Origin of the sequence: Bradyrhizobium sp. SZCCHNS3016 (assembly GCF_032484535.1) — a bacterium.
Lineage (GTDB): Bacteria > Pseudomonadota > Alphaproteobacteria > Rhizobiales > Xanthobacteraceae > Bradyrhizobium.
In genome coordinates, this window is the sequence record NZ_JAUETE010000008.1 from 116,644 (window position 1) to 133,238 (window position 16,595).

General features: G+C 65.6%; 20 protein-coding genes. 11 read left to right on the forward strand and 9 right to left on the reverse strand.

Annotated elements, in window-relative coordinates:
- Positions 1-10: 10 nt before the first annotated feature.
- Both QW881_RS16920 and QW881_RS16925 read right to left on the reverse strand, forming a co-directional pair.
- Positions 11-208, reverse strand: a complete 198-nt coding sequence (locus QW881_RS16920; protein WP_315755672.1) for a hypothetical protein — start codon at positions 206-208, stop codon at positions 11-13.
- Positions 181-402, reverse strand: coding sequence for a DUF2231 domain-containing protein (locus QW881_RS16925; protein WP_409998970.1), 222 nt, complete (start codon positions 400-402; stop codon positions 181-183). The genes QW881_RS16920 and QW881_RS16925 overlap by 28 nt, the downstream gene beginning before the upstream one ends.
- 488 nt (positions 403-890) lie before the next feature.
- Between QW881_RS16925 and QW881_RS16930 the strand changes: the two genes are divergently transcribed.
- The 6 genes from QW881_RS16930 (at position 891) to QW881_RS16955 (ending at position 6,148) form a co-directional block, all read left to right on the forward strand.
- The gene (locus tag QW881_RS16930; protein WP_315741150.1) at positions 891-1,742 is read left to right on the forward strand and encodes a 3-hydroxybutyryl-CoA dehydrogenase; all 852 of its coding nucleotides are present in this window, start codon (positions 891-893) and stop codon (positions 1,740-1,742) included.
- 899 nt (positions 1,743-2,641) lie between these two features.
- The gene (locus QW881_RS16935; RefSeq protein ID WP_315741151.1) at positions 2,642-2,938 is read left to right on the forward strand and encodes a copper-binding protein; all 297 of its coding nucleotides are present in this window, start codon (positions 2,642-2,644) and stop codon (positions 2,936-2,938) included.
- Between the two features lie 25 nt (positions 2,939-2,963).
- Positions 2,964-3,797, forward strand: a complete 834-nt coding sequence (locus QW881_RS16940) for a DUF2066 domain-containing protein (RefSeq protein ID WP_315755671.1) — start codon at positions 2,964-2,966, stop codon at positions 3,795-3,797.
- A 111-nt stretch (positions 3,798-3,908) separates the two neighbouring features.
- A complete protein-coding gene (locus QW881_RS16945; RefSeq protein WP_315755670.1) occupies positions 3,909-4,742 on the forward strand; it encodes an SH3 domain-containing protein in 834 nt (277 codons plus the stop codon).
- A 132-nt stretch (positions 4,743-4,874) separates the two neighbouring features.
- Positions 4,875-5,597: a DUF3750 domain-containing protein gene (locus QW881_RS16950; protein WP_315755668.1), complete on the forward strand. Its 723-nt coding sequence runs from the start codon at positions 4,875-4,877 to the stop codon at positions 5,595-5,597.
- A gap of 116 nt (positions 5,598-5,713) precedes the next feature.
- A complete protein-coding gene (locus tag QW881_RS16955; protein ID WP_315755666.1) occupies positions 5,714-6,148 on the forward strand; it encodes a Rieske (2Fe-2S) protein in 435 nt (144 codons plus the stop codon).
- Between the two features lie 27 nt (positions 6,149-6,175).
- Here the strand turns inward: QW881_RS16955 and QW881_RS16960 are convergent, their stop codons facing one another.
- The 6 genes from QW881_RS16960 to QW881_RS16985 form a co-directional block, all read right to left on the reverse strand.
- Positions 6,176-6,406, reverse strand: a complete 231-nt coding sequence (locus QW881_RS16960; RefSeq protein ID WP_315755665.1) for a zinc ribbon domain-containing protein — start codon at positions 6,404-6,406, stop codon at positions 6,176-6,178.
- Between the two features lie 229 nt (positions 6,407-6,635).
- Positions 6,636-6,851, reverse strand: a complete 216-nt coding sequence (locus QW881_RS16965; RefSeq protein ID WP_315741157.1) for a hypothetical protein — start codon at positions 6,849-6,851, stop codon at positions 6,636-6,638.
- A 467-nt stretch (positions 6,852-7,318) separates the two neighbouring features.
- A complete protein-coding gene (locus QW881_RS16970) occupies positions 7,319-7,510 on the reverse strand; it encodes a hypothetical protein (protein WP_315755664.1) in 192 nt (63 codons plus the stop codon).
- Between the two features lie 63 nt (positions 7,511-7,573).
- The gene (locus QW881_RS16975; protein ID WP_315755663.1) at positions 7,574-7,924 is read right to left on the reverse strand and encodes a zinc ribbon domain-containing protein YjdM; all 351 of its coding nucleotides are present in this window, start codon (positions 7,922-7,924) and stop codon (positions 7,574-7,576) included.
- Between the two features lie 132 nt (positions 7,925-8,056).
- Positions 8,057-8,341 carry a DUF2312 domain-containing protein gene (locus QW881_RS16980; protein WP_315712263.1) on the reverse strand — a complete coding sequence of 95 codons (285 nt, stop codon included), beginning with the start codon at positions 8,339-8,341 and terminating at the stop codon, positions 8,057-8,059.
- A gap of 147 nt (positions 8,342-8,488) precedes the next feature.
- Entirely contained in the window at positions 8,489-9,304 is an 816-nt protein-coding gene (locus QW881_RS16985; protein ID WP_409998968.1) for a transglycosylase SLT domain-containing protein, read from the reverse strand.
- A 128-nt stretch (positions 9,305-9,432) separates the two neighbouring features.
- On the opposite strand from QW881_RS16985, the gene QW881_RS16990 reads away from it, so the two are divergent.
- Together QW881_RS16990 and QW881_RS16995 are read left to right on the forward strand one after the other, a co-directional pair.
- Positions 9,433-11,502, forward strand: a complete 2,070-nt coding sequence (locus QW881_RS16990) for a methyl-accepting chemotaxis protein (RefSeq protein ID WP_315755662.1) — start codon at positions 9,433-9,435, stop codon at positions 11,500-11,502.
- A gap of 802 nt (positions 11,503-12,304) precedes the next feature.
- Entirely contained in the window at positions 12,305-12,538 is a 234-nt protein-coding gene (locus QW881_RS16995) for a DUF2171 domain-containing protein (protein ID WP_315755660.1), read from the forward strand.
- Positions 12,539-12,696: 158 nt separating this feature from the next.
- Here QW881_RS16995 and QW881_RS17000 read toward each other — a convergent pair whose 3' ends face one another.
- Entirely contained in the window at positions 12,697-13,008 is a 312-nt protein-coding gene (locus tag QW881_RS17000; RefSeq protein ID WP_315755659.1) for a helix-turn-helix domain-containing protein, read from the reverse strand.
- Positions 13,009-13,098: 90 nt separating this feature from the next.
- Between QW881_RS17000 and QW881_RS17005 the strand changes: the two genes are divergently transcribed.
- The 3 genes from QW881_RS17005 (at position 13,099) to QW881_RS17015 (ending at position 16,348) form a co-directional block, all read left to right on the forward strand.
- Complete coding sequence (locus tag QW881_RS17005; protein WP_315755658.1) at positions 13,099-13,851, forward strand: glucose 1-dehydrogenase; 753 nt, start codon at positions 13,099-13,101, stop codon at positions 13,849-13,851.
- Between the two features lie 413 nt (positions 13,852-14,264).
- Positions 14,265-15,806 (forward strand): hypothetical protein, encoded by a 1,542-nt coding sequence (locus QW881_RS17010; RefSeq protein WP_315755657.1) that lies wholly within the window; start codon positions 14,265-14,267, stop codon positions 15,804-15,806.
- 413 nt (positions 15,807-16,219) lie between these two features.
- Positions 16,220-16,348: a hypothetical protein gene (locus QW881_RS17015; RefSeq protein ID WP_015666732.1), complete on the forward strand. Its 129-nt coding sequence runs from the start codon at positions 16,220-16,222 to the stop codon at positions 16,346-16,348.
- The last annotated feature ends 247 nt before the right edge of the window (positions 16,349-16,595 follow it).

Sequence of the window (16,595 nt, forward strand, 5' to 3'; positions counted from 1 at the left end):
GCCGTGCTGATTAGTTATTTGATCGATCGGGGTCGTTACCCGGAACGCTGAGATGCACCTCATGACCCTGCTTGATGGCAAGCGTCGCGGCTGATGCCGCCGATTCGAACGCTGCTTCCTTGGTGGCATAGTCGCCGTGCGCGTTGCCGTCGTGCAGCACGCTCCAATGATCGTCCACTGCTACGATGGCGTATTGAGCCAGTCCCATGTCGTCCTCCGTTTCTCCGCGTCCAATTCGAGGAAGTCGATGAGGCCGGCGATGCCGGCCAGCACGCCCATGATCAGTCCGGCCAGCAGCAGCCAGGCGGAGATATCCGCCCACATGATTTCAGCGGTCCGCCAATAGGCGATGTCGGTGACGAGCGCTCCGATGAAGCAGACGATAGGGAATGGCACCAGCATCGGTTGGATCGAACGCCGTGCGATCTGCGCCGTCGGCTGCAGGGAAGGTCGGGTGGTTTCGGCGGTCGCCACGGGGGTCTCCTCGATTGGGCACGGCCAGTTGCTGCGTGGAGAACCGTCGGACTGACCGGGCGTTCCGATGACGACGACGGATTTGGCGTGGCGCTCACGCGTGCCCCGAGACGGCGGGTCGACCGCCCGGTCACCCGTGCCTGCGTATCGGTCAGTGGCTCCTGTTCAGCAGTCCGCTGCCGCGCCCGGCGCGGTTCGTCTCGCCGAGCACGAGACCAACCAGAGCAAGTTGCATCCGTTCCTGCGCATGCGGACGAACCTCGGGTGACGCGTCCGCTTCCAGACGCCGGCGAGCCGTGGGGCAACCGGCCAGGTCTGGCTCGTCGTGTTGGGTCTACCCGGCCGGGCGATAGCCTGTTAAGCAACGGCGCAGGACGGGGAGGTCCCCGCGGATACGAGACTGAGAGGAAGCGGCAATGATTCAGACGGTCGGCATCATCGGAGCAGGCACCATGGGCAACGGCATCGCGCAGGTTTGCGCCGCCGCGGGCGTTCCGGTCGTCATGGTCGACATCTCGGAGCAGGCGGTGGCACGCGGGCTCGCGACCGTAGGCTCCAGCCTCGACCGCCTGGTCAAGAAGGAGAAGATGACGGCCGCCGACAAGGACAGGGCGCTGTCGCTCATCACCGGCACTGCCGACAAGGCGAAGCTGGCGAGCTGTGACCTGGTCATCGAGGCCGCGACGGAGAACGAGGAGCTGAAGCTCAAGATCCTCAAGGACCTCTGTGCCGGCCTGAAGCCCGAGGCGCTGATCGCGACCAACACCTCCTCCATCTCGATCACCAAGCTCGCCACCGCCACCGATCGGCCCGACCGCTTCATCGGCATGCACTTCTTCAATCCGGTGCCGATGATGGCGCTGCTCGAACTGATCCGCGGCCTGCAGACCTCGGATGCGACCCATGCGGCCGCCGCCGAATTCGCCAAGCGGATCGGCAAGGTTGCGATCACCGCGAAGAACAGCCCGGGCTTTGCCGTGAACCGCATCCTGTGCCCGATGATCAACGAGGCGATCTTCGCATATTCGGAAGGCATCGCGACCGCCGCCGACATCGACGAGGGCATGAAGCTCGGCTGCAATCACCCCATCGGTCCGCTGGCGCTGGCGGATCTGATCGGTCTCGACACGATGCTGTCGGTGATGGAGGTGTTCTACAATGGCTTCAACGATCCGAAGTATCGTCCGGCGCCGTTGCTGAAGGAAATGGTGGCTGCAGGCCAGCTTGGCCGCAAGACCGGCAAGGGCTTCTACGACTACAGCAAGTAGCTGTGGCAGATTGCTTCGGCGGCGGGTGACGCCTGCGCCCGCCGCGCATCAGCCGATGATGGATTTCGTTTCGGGGACATTGGGAATGCGGCGATGCCGCGAGCCGATATCTCGGCTGGCATTGGTCACCTGATCGCTGCACGCGATCGGCTGATCACACGTTCCAATGTTCGCGTTGCGCAGTATCAGCCCGAGCGCTAGGTCTCGAGCCGCAGCTCCCGAATGATAGCTACCAAGCTCGCGCTGAAGGGATCCAAATGGACGGCACAGCGCCGGGCGGGCAAGGGGCCATGCCTCGCTGATGCAGCCCACTAAGCCGCGACCCGGCGTGCCGTTCGTGATTTGCCGCCATGCGATGGTCCGAAGCGAGTCCCGTCGCACTCAGCGGATCTGGTACGGAGGTGGAGTCATAGAACCTCCCTGCAATCAGATGGGTTGTTGTCGTTCGGACATCACCGGCACCGTGGTGAGCGGCCACCGGAAATGGACGACGGGGTGATCGTCCTCCCGGCTGTCTGTGCTGTCAAGGTGCATCCTGACGCATTGATGAATTCGGCGTTACAGGGCGTCGATACTGCGAGGGCAGGAAAACTTTGATCACGCGCTGGTCTGATGACAAATCTGTGCAAATCACTACATGAGGGTGGCCGAGCCGTGTCGGTCGAAGAAGGTTCGCGTTTGCGCCCGGTCGAGCGCGCGTCGTCCGCGGCGGCGGAGACGATCAGCATCTTGTATGTAGGCGTAGTGCTTGGGGGCAACAAAAAAGGCTGCACGGCGCAGCGACATTGATTGCGGTGCGTCAAACGGCCCAAGGTCGTCAGCGACGAAGCTGAAGGTTCCGGGAACCAAAGAATTCGTGGTGTTTTGTTTGCCGCGAAAAGCAAGGCAGGAGAACAGCGATGAGAGCAGTTGGCATTACTCTGGCGACGGTCGCCCTGTTTGCGGGGACTCTGCCCGCTCTCGCGGCGGAGCAGGGCACGGCGGGCATGGTCACGGGGATCAACCGTCTCAACGGCACGATCGCGATCAAGCGCGTTCCCAACGGGACCGTCGGCGCCAACACGGCGGGAGCGGACCAGGAGTTCAAGATCAAGGACAGCGCCATGATCGAGAACATCCACGCCGGCGATCGGGTGACGTTCTCGACGTCCGACGCCGCCACACCGACGATCATCAAGCTCGATCGGCAGAAATAGCCGACATCGCCGGATCGAGGGCGCGATGCAGCAGTACGGTGTTCTCCGCGGGCTGGGCGCTTGGCGTCTCGGGCTCTGGGTGATGATGACGGTCGGGGCCTGCACTGTTGCGAATGCGGCCTCGACCGACCTGTACCAGGCGCAGACGGTCGTGACCGGTCAGGGCGAGGACAATCGCCGGGCAGCCTTTGCAGCATGTCTGGAGGACGTGCTGATCAAGGTATCCGGTGCATTTCAGCTTAGGAACGACGCAAGGCTCGCGCCACTCGAGGCGCGGGCGGCGGAGTTCGTCACCGGTTTCGACTATCACGATCAGATGTCGGGCAAGCCGAAGCACGACGAGCAGGGCACGCGCGACCGGCCGTATGACCTGACTGTGTCATTCGATCGCGCGCGGATCGATCAGTTGCTGGCGAGCTTGAACGTCAAGCCGTGGCCGGGGTCTCGCCCGTCGATTGCCGTGATCGTGGCGATGACGTCAGGCGGCCGCACGTTCCTCGTTGCATCCGACGACCAGACGTCCGATCTGCAGCGCGACGCATTGCGCGCGGCTGCCGTCAAGCGTGGACTCGAGATCGCTCTGCCAAGCGCCGCCGAGATCTCGAAGGCCGCTATTGAGAAGACCAAGCTGAACGGTGTCCAGCCCGTGGCCGTCGCGTCATGGTTTCCCGGAGCTGATGTCATGCTCTTCGGCGATCTCACCTGGGACGACGCCGAACTGGGGTGGGTCACGCGATGGCGCCTCGATCGCGCGGGCAAGCAATATCGGTGGCAATTCCGTGGCGTGACGTTCGACGAAGCATTTCGCCGCGCTCTCGGTGGAGCAGCGCAGCTTCTCTCCGACAACGGAGCGCCGTGAGGTTGCCGCGATAGTCTGCCACCATCCCTGTCGAGTGCATGCCGGAGCCGCGCTGCGGGCGCGAGAGTCTCGCGCCCGAGCTCGCTCCGGCAAACAGACAGGAGGGTGTCCGTGGTGAAACTCAGAACGTGTCTCGTTGCTGCGCTGTTGATTGCCACGCCCGCCTCGCTGGCGGTGGCTGCGCCGGGCCTGGTGCGCACCGCGGCCGCCATGCGCGCAGGACCTGGCCCGGGTTTTCCCATCGTCGAGCGCATTCCGGCCGGGGCCCGGATCACCATCCATGGCTGCATTCAAGGCGGCGCGTGGTGCGATGTCAGCTTCGGAGGCGAACGCGGCTGGGTCGCGGCGCGGACGCTCGCCTATCTGTACCGTGAGCAGTACGTCTACCTGCCCGAATATGTCGAGTACGTGCCGACTGTCGGCTTCACGCTGACCACCTATTGGAGCAGCTTCTATTTCGGACGGCCCTGGTATCATCGGCACGCGTTCTGGAACCGCTACTGGCATCGCCATCCGCCGGTCATGGCGCAAAACCCGCCTCCGCCTGGCATGACCCCGGGGATGCCGGGTCGTGGTCCCGGCGGAACGATCCAGCCTGGCGCGGCCGCCGGCACAGGCCAACAATCCGGACCGCCTTCGGGCATGCAAGGTCGTGTGCCGCCTGCGACTGCCACCGGCCCCGCCGCACCTCCGGTCGTGGCTGGTGCTCCTGCTCGAGCTGGAACACCACCCATGATGCAGCCTCTGATGAGCCGAAGCAGCGGTGCGCCGCAGGGCGCCCGCGCGCAGATGGGCGGCATGCGCATGGTCGGAACTTCGCCGCAAATCGGCTTGGCGCATATCGGGGGTGGCCCCGCCATGGGTGCTGCGCGTGTCGGCGTCAGCGGCCCTCGCGGCGGCGGCGGCGGGCGTTCCGGTCCGGGCGGTGGTTTCCGCCGGCACTGAGTCTTCAGCGCTGGCGTGGTGTCCGGATTGTGAAGGTGGCGTGCCGGCCGGTGCTGGCGACGGCCGGCGCGATGACTACATGGATGTCATTCCTCAGTGCCTCCATTGTCCTCGCCTATCGTGATAAAGCCTGTGCTCACCTTCCTGCTGCTCATCATCATGCCCATCACGCTGTCGGCCGCGAACTATCTGCGCGGCGATCGCCGCGGCAGCTGGCAGACCGCGGACCGTTCGAGCGCGGGCCTGCTGCCATCGCCGGCGCAACATGCCGACGCGATGGTGCGCGTGTTCGCTGCGCGCACGGTGCGTTGGCGTGGCATTTTCGCGGTCCACACCTGGATCGTCGTCAAGGAGAAGGGCGGCCCGCGCTACACCCGCTACGACTACACCGCCTGGGGTGAGCCGATCCGTGTCGATGGCTTCGCGCCCGATGGTCGCTGGTTCGGTGCATCGCCGGAGACAGTGCTGGCCGTCGACGGCGAAGAAGCCGAGCGGGTGATCCCGAGGATCCGCAGCGTGATCGAGAACTACCGCTTCCGCGCCTATGGCGACTACAACGCCTGGCCGGGGCCCAATTCGAACACCTTCGTGCAGGCGGCGTTGAACGCGGTTCCTGAGCTGAACGCCGTGCTCCCGCCGACCGCAATCGGCAAGGACTTTCCCTTTGACGGCTGGTGGGGGCGCACGGCCTCCGGGACCGGTCTGTTCGTATCGCTCGGCGGCTATCTAGGCCTCACCGTCGGGTGGATCGAGGGCGTCGAGCTGAACTTCTTCGGGGGAGTTTTCGGCGTCGATCTGCGACGGCCGGCGCTGAAATTTCCCGGGATCGGCCGCCTGGGCATGCCACCAGCCTGAGGCCCGCGATCTGCCTGTCGGGCACTACTGGCTGGCATGCTGCTTGCTGCGCGCCTCTTCAGCGCGCCTGCGATGTCGCGGATGCGCCAAACGCCGGGCGAGGCGAAAAGAGGCGGATGATGAGCACGCTGTTTGCGATCTGCGCGACCTATGAGGTGGACGATGGCGCGGCGCGGGGCTTCGTTCTCCAGCGCCGCGAGCCCGACGGGAGCGCCAAGCCCTGGCCGATCCTGGTCACGCGCAAGGGCAACAATTTCTACGGCTTCGAGAATGCCTGCCCGCATCAGGGCGCTCGCCTCGACAAGCATCCGGGCGAGTTCATGGATGAGGAAGGCAATTTCCTCCTCTGTGGCGAGCATGGCGCGCAGTTCGACCTCGATACCGGACAATGCTTCATCGGGCCCTGCCAGGGCCGGACGCTGTCTCCGGTCGAGCTCGTGATCGATGACGGCGACATCTGCCTCTCCGGGATCGATCTGGATGAGGAGGACGGCCTCGACATCGACGATCCCGAGGATGACGTGCCCGAGGTGCAGATCACATCGGACTGAGGCTGAGGGCCGGCCGCCGCTGCCGGGTTAGCGTTTCTTCCGTTCGGCGCGGCTGTAGTTGCTGAAATGCCCCTCGCGCGCTGCCTGGCTGCGCGCGGCCTTGATCAGGCCGGGGCTGCGCGCCGGCGGCGCCGGCAGCGAGGGCAGGCGGGTCAGCTTGCGACTGCCGCAGGTCGGACAGACCGGCCTTTCAGAAATCCCGATCAGCAACTCGAAATCCTCTGCGCAAGCTGCGCAATGGAAGCTGTAGAACGGCATGACGTCATCCCCCATTGTCGCGAGGGGCATTGCACGAAGCGGGCCAGCGCCATTGCGGGTCGAATTCGCCGATTCGGGGCTCGTTGGCACGCTAACGGCAGCATTCTCTTTGCTGCGCGTGTCCCGAATGCGACGCGGCTGGGGTCGAACATTCGACAGCAGCGCAGAGGTCCTGCGCCCGGCCGGCCGGTCCCGGATACCCGGGCGCCAGCCGGACGGGCAAAGCGGATCAGGCGTTGGTCTTCGGCACGTACTTGCCGGCGACACACTTGTAACTCTGCAGACGCCACTCGTGATAGGGACCCTTGGACATCCAGTCTGCGATTCCGATCTGCGCGCTGACGGCGCAGGATGTCATCGTGATGCCGGACATCTCGCTGTTGGTGACGACCTTCTCCATGCAGAGCTGGCCGTTGCATAGCATTGCGACGAGAGTGACGAGCACGTTGATTCTGCCTCCATAGAGTGGGACCCGGTCAGGATCGAGAAAGCAGAGTTCATGCCAAGTTATGAATCTGGGCCGTGCTCCTACGGAACGGATTGCTACGGGTGTCACTTCACGGCTACAGAAGCGTGATGGATTCACTGCTTGGATCACGCAGCGTTCGGCAACGGACCCGCGCGGGCTGGCCGATGAATTCGGGATTTGCTTGTGTGCGGAGCCTTCGGCCTGATGGTCGAGGCTGGCTCGGGTTTGCCGTGCCAAACAACAGGCACCGCCTGCGCAGTCCTGCGGCGCTCGCGGCCATTGAACGGCCGGGTCTCTTGATGAACGCCGGGGCCGAACACGTAGACTTGCGCGACCAATATCCGATGCCCAGGACACGAGAATCAGTCGGAAGCCCGTCTCATTTGGCGGGCTGATATCAACGCCTTGATGCAGATGCCGGGGCCCTTCGGTCGTCCGTGGCGTCAGGCCTCGTTCAATCCGGCACCTCGATCGGTCAGGATCTTCTGCCCCTTCGCCGTCAGCTCGTAGATGTCGCCGTCCTTGGCGACATAGCCTTCGCGGATCAGTCCATCGAGTTCGTTCTGCCGGTCGGGCGAGAAGGCGATCGCCTGGCCGATATCCGAAAGCGTCGCGATCTGGTCGTCCGTCAGCATGGCCGTCCTCCCGTTGTTGATCCGAACGCCATGGCGTCGCGAATGTTCCGGGAGCACTCGGTCCTACGCCTTGCGCACGAACTCCGACTTCAGGTTCATCTGGCCGATGCCGTCGATCTTGCAGGCGATGTTGTGGCCGTCGCTCGCTTCTTGCAGGCGGATGTTGCGCACCTTGGTGCCGCCCTTCACCACCGAGGACGATCCCTTCACTTTCAGGTCCTTGATGACGATGACGCTGTCACCGTCGGCCAGAACGTTGCCGTTGGCGTCGCGGATGCTGGCATCGTCGCCGGCCGCTGCCGCAAGGGCGGCGTCGCCGCTCCATTCATGGCCGCATTCCGGACAGACCCATAGCGCGCCGTCCTGATAGGCGTGCTCGGAGCGGCATTGCGGGCAGGTCATTGCGTCGGTCATCTCATCCTCGGGCGCGGGCAGGAGTGTAGCGCAGCGTTAGAGGCTCGGACGGAACCGGGCAAGAAAAATCCCCGGGGAGGGCAGCGCGCGGCACAGATCGGCAGCGCGCCGCCATCGTCGGTCGGCGCCGTGTCACGCCGCCTTGCGCTCGGGGGTTTTGCTGGCCGGCCCGGTCTCGGCCGCTTCCATCGCCCGGAGGTAGGTATCGAGCAGCGTCTCGTGCTCGTCCCGCTCGTCCTGGTCCTGCTTCCTGAGCTTGATGATCTCCTTCAGGATCTTGACGTCGAAGCCTTCGCCCTTGGCCTCGGCGAACACTTCTTTCTTCTGCTCGTTCAGCTCCGCCAATTCGCCATCGAGGTGCTCGATCCGCTCGATGAAGGACCGGATGCGCGCGCCGGGAATGCCGATCTCTGACATGGTGACTCCTGTACTAATGGGATGGAGAAAATGCGCGGCAGTTCGTTGCCAATGTCTTAACGCGCGCGCCTTGCACACACCCGCAAATCCGACGTGCTTAACGCGGAACCGGGCGGGCTGCCGATGTTGCCGAGCGGGCGCCATGCGCTAACTTCGCTCCGCTGCCGAGAGCTTCTGGAACTGCTTCTTCATCGCATTGACGCGGCCGAGATAGCCGGCGACCGAATGGTCGCCGCAGCGCTCGCCATCCGCCGGCTTGAAGCCGCGCCGCACGAATCCGGCCGCCGGACCGGCGCCGCACAGATGAATGACGGCCGCGAGATCCTGCCTCTGCTGCGCGGTCGGCTTGCCGGAGGGCTGCCGTGCGAGCGCGGCGGCGACTTGGCGGTCGAGCGAGATCACCGTGAGCGCCACCGCGTGCGCCGGCCAGGCGCGAACGTACAGGCTCGGCGAGCCGCAGCCGTCGCTGACCACCTCGTGATCCCGAATGCAGAACCGTGCGGCGTCGGCAAAGGCGCCGTCGGTCATCTGGAACAGGCCGACGGCGCTGGAAGCCGGCTGATAGAGCGCGAACGGATTCCACGCGAACCGCCAGCGCCAATAGGTGCGCGCCACGGGATTGCCCGAGCTCTCGGTCTGCGCCAAGGCGGCGAGCAGCTCCGGCGTGATCGATCGCGTCGCGCTCTCACGGAACAGCGCGCCATATTGACGCCAAGTCTCCTCCGGCTCCTTGTCTAGCGAATGACCCGTCACCACGAACAGCTCGGTCGGCTTGCGCACGACATGATAGGCCAGATTGACCAGCGCGAAGGTCACGAGCAGCACCAAGGCGCCGCAGGTGATCTTGATCCACCGCGGCGCCGCGCCCACCGTCCGGCCCAGCCACTGCGCACCACGCCCTGCGATTCGCTTCGCATCGCGCCGCAGCGCGCGCCAACGGCTGCCGCGTTGCGGCTTGCGCATTTTTTGTTGTCGTGGAGCGGGGGAATTCGGCAACTGATTACCTCGGCCGCCGGTGTGCCGGTCCATGGTTAAGGAAGAATTTGTGCAATGGCGTCATCCTGCCACTTTCTGGTGTGGGGCGGTGCGTGATGAGGAAATCGGTCAGTACTCTGCTGATGGTGCTGCTGTCGGTGCTGGCGGCGGGCATCCTGGTGTCCACGGCGATCCTGATGAGCGGTGCCGCGGGCCGCTATCGCGAGAGCGTCGCGACCGAGCAACTGACCGCGGCCGACAAGGCGATCTTCCAGAACGTCCTCGTCATGCGCGCCCACCGCGGCGACATCCAGAGCGTGCTGCTGAGCGAGGACGATCCGCGCGCCAAGCTCACCGAATATCAGGGCATCGAGGCCAAGGGCTATGACGGCATCGTCACAGCGCTCGCCGGCGTCGACATGGCCGAGCGCGACGACCTCATGGCCGGGTTGAAATCGAGCTGGGACGCCACGGTTCCGCAGTTCAAGCTGCTGTTCGATGAAGCCGCGAAGCCGCGCTCCGAACGCGTACTGGCGCGTACGCAGGCCTGGTACCAGGCAATGACCAAGACGCTGGACGTCGCCAACGCCGCCTCGCTCGCCGTCTCCAACCGCGCCTGGATGACCGATCCGGCGATCGCCAAGATGGTGCAGGCGCGGCGGCTGGCCTGGCAGGTTCGCGACCGCTACGGCCTGCAATGCTCGGCGCTGCGTCCCAACATCAACACCTCCAAGCCGCTCGACGACACCCAGAAGGGCGCGATCGCGCAATGGCGCGGCACCGTCGCGGCCGGCTGGTCCGGGCTCGACGACCTCCTGGTGGGCGCCGGCAGCACCGCGCTCGCCGGTGCCGTGAAGACCTCGCGCGCCGAGGTCGAGGCCGCCCATCAGCGCATGGACCAGCTCGCCAAGGGGTTTGACGGCAGCGGCAAGCCGGCGATGCCGGCGCCGGAATGGAACGCGTTCTGCCAGGGCCCGTTCGCCGGCATCATCGCGATCGGCATGACCGCGCTCGACGGCTCGATCGCCCGTGCCGAGGAGATCAAGACCGCGGCGCTGAGCAGCCTGATCGTACAGTCGCTCGCCTTCATCGCCGCGCTCGTGGTGGCCGGCCTGGCGCTGCGCGCGGTGCGCGTCCGCCTGATGCGCCCGGTCGGCATCCTGATGCAGGCGATCCAGCGCATCGGCCAGCGCGACTACCAGACGCCGGTGCCGCAGTTCGCTCATGCCGACGAGTTCGGCGCCATGGCTGCCGCCCTCGAGGGCCTGCGCGAGAGCGCCGCCACCGCCGAGCAGCTGTCGCGCGAGCGCGAGCTCGACCAGGGCCGCCGGCTGGAGCGCTCGCAGGCGATCGACAGCGCCTGCAGGAGCTTCGACGACACCGTGCAGGCGGTCATCGTCAGCATGGGCAACTCGACCGGCCAGCTCGATTCCAGTGCCGGCGACGTCCGCAAGCTGGTCGATGAGTCCACCGAGCAGACGGCCGCGGTCGCCAGCGCCGCGGAGACCGCGACCACCAATCTCGAGACCATCGCCGCCGCCACCGAGGAGCTGACCGCCTCGGTCTCCGAGATCGCGGCGCAGGTGCAGGCCTCGGCGGCCGATGCCCGCCAGGCGGTGGAGAAGGCGGCGCAGACCAACGCCACCGTCGAGATGCTCGACCGCGCCGCCAACCGCATCGGCGAGGTGGTCAAGATGATCACCGCGATCGCCGCGCAGACCAACCTGCTGGCGCTCAACGCGACCATCGAGGCCGCGCGCGCCGGCGATGCCGGCCGCGGCTTCGCTGTCGTCGCCGGCGAGGTTAAGAATCTCGCGGCGCAGACGGCGACCGCGACCGACGACATCACCCGGCAGATCGCCGAGATCCAGGCCGCCACCGGCGAGTCGGTCGAGGCGATCCACGCCATCAGCCACAACATCTCCAGCATCGACGAGAAGATGACGGCGATCGCCGCGGCGGTCGAAGAGCAGCGCGCCGCCACCACCGAGATTTCGCGCAACTTCCAGCACGCCGCGCAGGGCACCCGCGCCGTGACCGACACGATCGGCTCGGTCGCAGCCCTCAACCGCCAGACCGGCAATGCGGGCGCGGCGATGGTCGACTCCGTCCGCCGCATGTCGACCGACGCCGATCGTTTCCGCGTGGCGGTGGAGGGCTTCCTCGGCACCGTGCGCAAGGCGTAGCATCGCCAAGCGGGCGCGATCCCGCGACGCAGATTGCGCCCGAGTCTTGCTCTTGGTTTGCCCTCCGAAGCAGAGAGGGCGCGGGGAATGCCGGGCGCTGGCCGCACCCATGGCCCGCCTGCGAAAGAAATGCAGGCGGCAGGAACCACAGGTTCAGCCGAGACATCCCGGCATTCCCCGCGCGATGGTTTTCACGCTTATGTCGCGATCTCCTCGGTGTCCGGCTTTTTAGCCACCGTCGCCCTCGGGATCATCAGCCCCTCGGACTTGGCGCCAGCATCGGGGCGCCAGGACCACGCGTCTTCACGTCCGCAAGCGTGCCGTTCGTCGGCGGGCATCAAGCCCGCTGCGGCACACTCACAGCCACCGCATCTCCGGCCCACGTCTCGTGACGATCGCGATGCGCCCCTCTCGGCGGGCCGGGATGGGCGTAGACAATCATTATTTTTGAAAAAGCGAAAGTGATTTATTTTTCACCGAAGGACTGGACAGGCCAAATCAGCTTGAGAACAAACACGAATTGGCTGGTGACGCGCACGGGCCTCTCCCGGCGTCATTGCGCTCGCGATGACGGCAGATGAGGCGGTCGGGTGGGCAAAGGCGCCCGGCTGGACATTGTCTGACGGCATGTTTCGCGCGCCGCGCCCACCGTCCGCATCCGCCGGTACCGATGGTGGGCACGCGCCGCCTCGCGGCGTCGCTTTCCCACCCTACGACAGCGTCTGCGTGGAGGTACGTTCCGGAACACTTCCCCGAGCCACAGGTTGAAAATGCTTCCACATCGGACACGGAGCCCTTCATCATGCAGGACATCAAGGAACACATGGAGATCATCGGCGCCGACGGCGTGCATGTCGGCACCGTCGATCACGTCGAAGGTAATCGCATCAAGCTGACGAAGAAGGACAGCGGCGAGGGCAGCCACAAGGGGCATCATCACTTCATCGACAAGGGCCTCGTCGCCGAGGTCGAAGGCGACAAGGTGCGGCTGTCGGCCATCGGCGCCGTCGCGGTGACGATGGAGGAGGAGAAGTAGGGCTGGGCCATTCCTGGCTCGTAGGGTGGGCAAAGCGGCGCCGTCGGGCGGCGCGTGCCCACCATCAGGGCGGGCGGGTGCGGCCGGTGGCACGGCGCGGAATACATCATGTCCCATATCAACGTGAGGGGCGCGCCTTTGCCCACCCTACGTTTCCATTAGTCCGCGTAGCCGACGATCGTCTTCAGCAGCTTCGGGAACCTTGCGTTGAGGTCGGCCTCGCGCACGACGTTGCGGTGCTCGACGCCCTTTTTCGTGGTCTGGATCAGGCCGGCCTCGCGCAGGATCCGGAAATGGTTCGAGAGCGTCGATTTGGCCATGTCGGGGCAGGGCGCGGCCGCGGAGCAGGACATGCAGTCGTTCTGCTGCATCAGGCTCTTGACGATGCGCAGCCGCATCGGGTCGGCGAGCGCCGAGAGCACGCCGGCCAACGTGATGTCCTCCCGCGACGGGTGAAACAATGGCGCCATGAAAAAACATATAGCGACGGCCTTGCGCCCGTTCAATAGTTCACTAGTTCTGAACTATTGAACGGAGCGCCGCGGCGCAAGGAGAGCAGGATGAGCAGGAGATTCGAAGGCAAGGTGGCGCTGGTGACCGGCGCATCCAAGGGGATCGGCGCGGAGATCGCCGCCAGACTTGCCGCGGAAGGCGCCGCGGTCGCCGTCAACTACAGTTCCAGCCGCGAGGGCGCCGACCGCGTCGTGGCCGCGATCACCGGCAAGGGCGGCAAGGCGGTGGCCGTGCGCGGCAATCTCGCCAATCCCGGTGACGTCAAGACCGTCGTCGCCGAGACCGTCAAGGCGCTGGGCCCGATCGACATCCTCGTCAACAATGCCGGTGTCTACGCGTTCGCGCCGCTCGACGGCATCACGCCGGAGCACTTCCACAGCCAGTTCGACGTCAACGTCCTCGGCCTGCTCCTGGTGTCGCAGGAGGCCGCGCGGCATTTCAATCCGGCCGGCGGCAGCATCGTCAACATCTCCTCCGGCGTGTCGACCCTGACGCCGCCGAACACCGCCGTCTACACCGCGACCAAGGCCGCCGTCGATGCCATCTCGTCGGTGCTGTCGAAGGAGCTGGCGCCGCGCAAGATCCGCGTCAACACCGTCAATCCCGGCATGATCGTGACCGAGGGCGTCGTCGCCGCCGGCCTGCACGAGGGCGACATGCGCAACTGGATCGAAACGACTACGCCGCTCGCGCGTGTCGGCAAGGCCGAGGAGATCGCCGCCGCGGTGGCCTTCTTCGCCTCGGATGACGCGTCCTACGTCACCGGCGAGACGCTGCACGTCACCGGCGGTCTGCGCTGAGCGTCACGTCGCTCCGCTCGTAACAACGGCCGGCGAACCGTAGGGTGGGCAAAGCGCCGCCGCAAGGCGGCGCGTGCCCACCATCGGTGGCGGCGAGTGTGGACGGTGGGCACGGCGCGTGAGAGATCGGGCCCACCAACGTCGTGCGGGGCGCGCCTTTGCCCACCCTAAGCGCCGGAGACCGGCTCTGGCGAATGGGCCATCATGCCTCCGCCAGTGCGGTCCAAGACGAATGACGTAAACAACTATAGGTTGATTATCTATTTGAGATCGGATCAAATCTGGCCTGCCGAATCCGTGATGCGCGCATCGCGGACAAGATCAGCGTTTCAACCTCCGGCCGGCCGGACGATGGCGTTTTGCCATCTATTCACCTCCCCGCCTGCTGCATTTCGGATGACCAAGGAGTTTCCATGCGCATTGGCATTGCACTTTCGACCCTCTCCGTCGTCGTGGGATCGGCGGTCCTCGGCTGGGGGCTGACCGCGCCGCGCACCGCGTACGCGTTCCTGGAGGACATCTGCGTCCCGCGCGTGAAGGGCGGGCTGAGGAATTGTCTCGCGCCGGCCAGCGCGTGCCGCAATCCGGCGGAAGCGCTCAACCGCGGCTGCCTGCTCGAGGCGGTGCAGTTCGCCGTCATCCCGCCCGGCCGCAGCATGGTCCATGCCGACTCGACCTATTTCATCGCCCAGGCGCTCGGCTATCGCGCCGACGTGGCCTATTGGATCGCTGCCTACAACGAGAATTCCGACTACGCGCAATATGCGCCGATCGATCAGTGCGGCGGGCAGGCGACATCGACCAATTCGGGCGCCAGCTACATCACCGCCAAGTTCAACGGCTTCCAGCGCACCAACAACACCACCGACGGGCCGCTCTATCACTATCTGCTGAACTTCTCGCCGAACGGGCAGGGCACCGACGTGCACGGCGCCAGCGGCGTGCAGGCGGTGTATCCGTTCCACTATCCGCCGCCCGGCTATCCCGTGACCATCGACAGCGTCTATCAGGGCACGCTGTACGATCTCCGGCAATGGGCCATGAAGGGCGACGAGGCCCCGGGTCTGCTGTGCACCGCCGGATTCACGACGCCGAACGGGTCATCGAACTTCAGCGGCCCGCAATGTCTGGCGAACGTGCCGATCAGCGGCAACGTGCCGCTGCTGGAGAACTACGCGATCGGACCGGCCATCAACATCACCTCGGGACCGAAGGTGCTCGACAACAGCAACGGCGTCGTCGACTACACCCAGCTCAAGTCCTGGCTGGACGACAAGAGCCGGACCACCGGCGTGCTGTTCGACGACCCCAGGAAGCCGCCGGTGCCGGTGCAGATCGCCCGGATCGGGCTCTATCTGCACTCCTTGCAGGATGCCTCCTCGCACGGCACCTTCTGCGGCGACGACGCGCCGTCGCCGCCGGGCGGCTCGGATGTCGGCAGCTACATGGCCATGAGCTCCGGCAGCGTGAAGCTCGCGTTCGGCACCTATTGCGCCACCGGCCCGCATCTGGCGAGCCACGTCCAGGAGACCGGCACCGGCGACGCCAGCCTGCCGCTGCGCGACTATGTGGCGCTGAACAACACGCTCGACGAGCTGATCCTGTTCGGCAACAACGTCGCCAAGCCGCGCGGCTGGATCGTCAACCCCAGCCTGCTGCCGCCGAACGTCGTCGGGGCTAAGAGCGCTGCCGGCGACAGCGCCGCCGATTTGAAGTCGCGCCTCGTCGGCCGCATCGTGCAGGGCCAGCAATGGTCCCGCGCCGAGGTCTACGCGTCCGGCGTCGTGACACTGCCGCTGCAGCGCACCGACGCCCAGGACCGGCTCAACACGATGAACGCCGCGCTGGGCTCCTATTCGAAGCGGCTGACGAATGCCAACCCCAAGCTGACCCCGCTGCGGCCGATGCCGGGCAATTCGTTCGTGGCGGGCGATACGTCGGTGTGTTTCAAATAGGGCTGCGCGCTGAGCCGGCGTGACAGCGCCATCTCTCTCCACGTCATTCCGTGGCGCGCGTAGCGCGAGCTCCGATGCGCAATTGCGCATCGGAGAATCCATACCGACATGCCGTCGTGGTGGGCACGCATCGTCGTGGCCTGCATCTCTCAACTCATAGCCGGTCGTGGTTATGGATTCCGGGCTCGCCCTTCGTGCGCTCCGGAATAGCGAAGGAGAGAGTCGCTCCGGCAACTCCGCTGCCGTAGGGTGGGCAAAGCGCCGCCGCAAGGCGACGCGTGCCCACCATCGCCAGCAATCCGCGCCGCGGTGGTGACGATGCGACGCGGCGGCTGAGCCGCCATGCCATTGTTTGTGAGCGGGATAACCGCTAAACGCCCAGTCATCGGACGAACCCCATCTTGGAGACCATCATGGCCAACGAAAAAGGCCCGAACATCAAGAAAAAGGCCAAGTGCAAGAATTGCGAAGGCAAGGGCTTGGTCAAGAAGGGCGACAAGGTGTTGAAATGCCAGCGCTGCCACGGAACAGGATTGCGCTAGACCAGGGTGCGCGAGGCGCCGGCTCACGCGCGGGCCAAACGGCGATGATGCCCACTGATGAACAGCCCGTACAGTAAAGTGCACTGTCACCGTAACGCAGCGTCGCCGGGCGGTCGAGCACGATCCGCTCATCCGCGCGCGTGGCGTGGTCGGCCGATCAGCACCATCCCTTCTTCCAGTGGCCCGGCGGACAGTGATGACCGCGCCAACCCACCTTTCGGCCGCGACTCCAGCCGAAGGCCCGGTG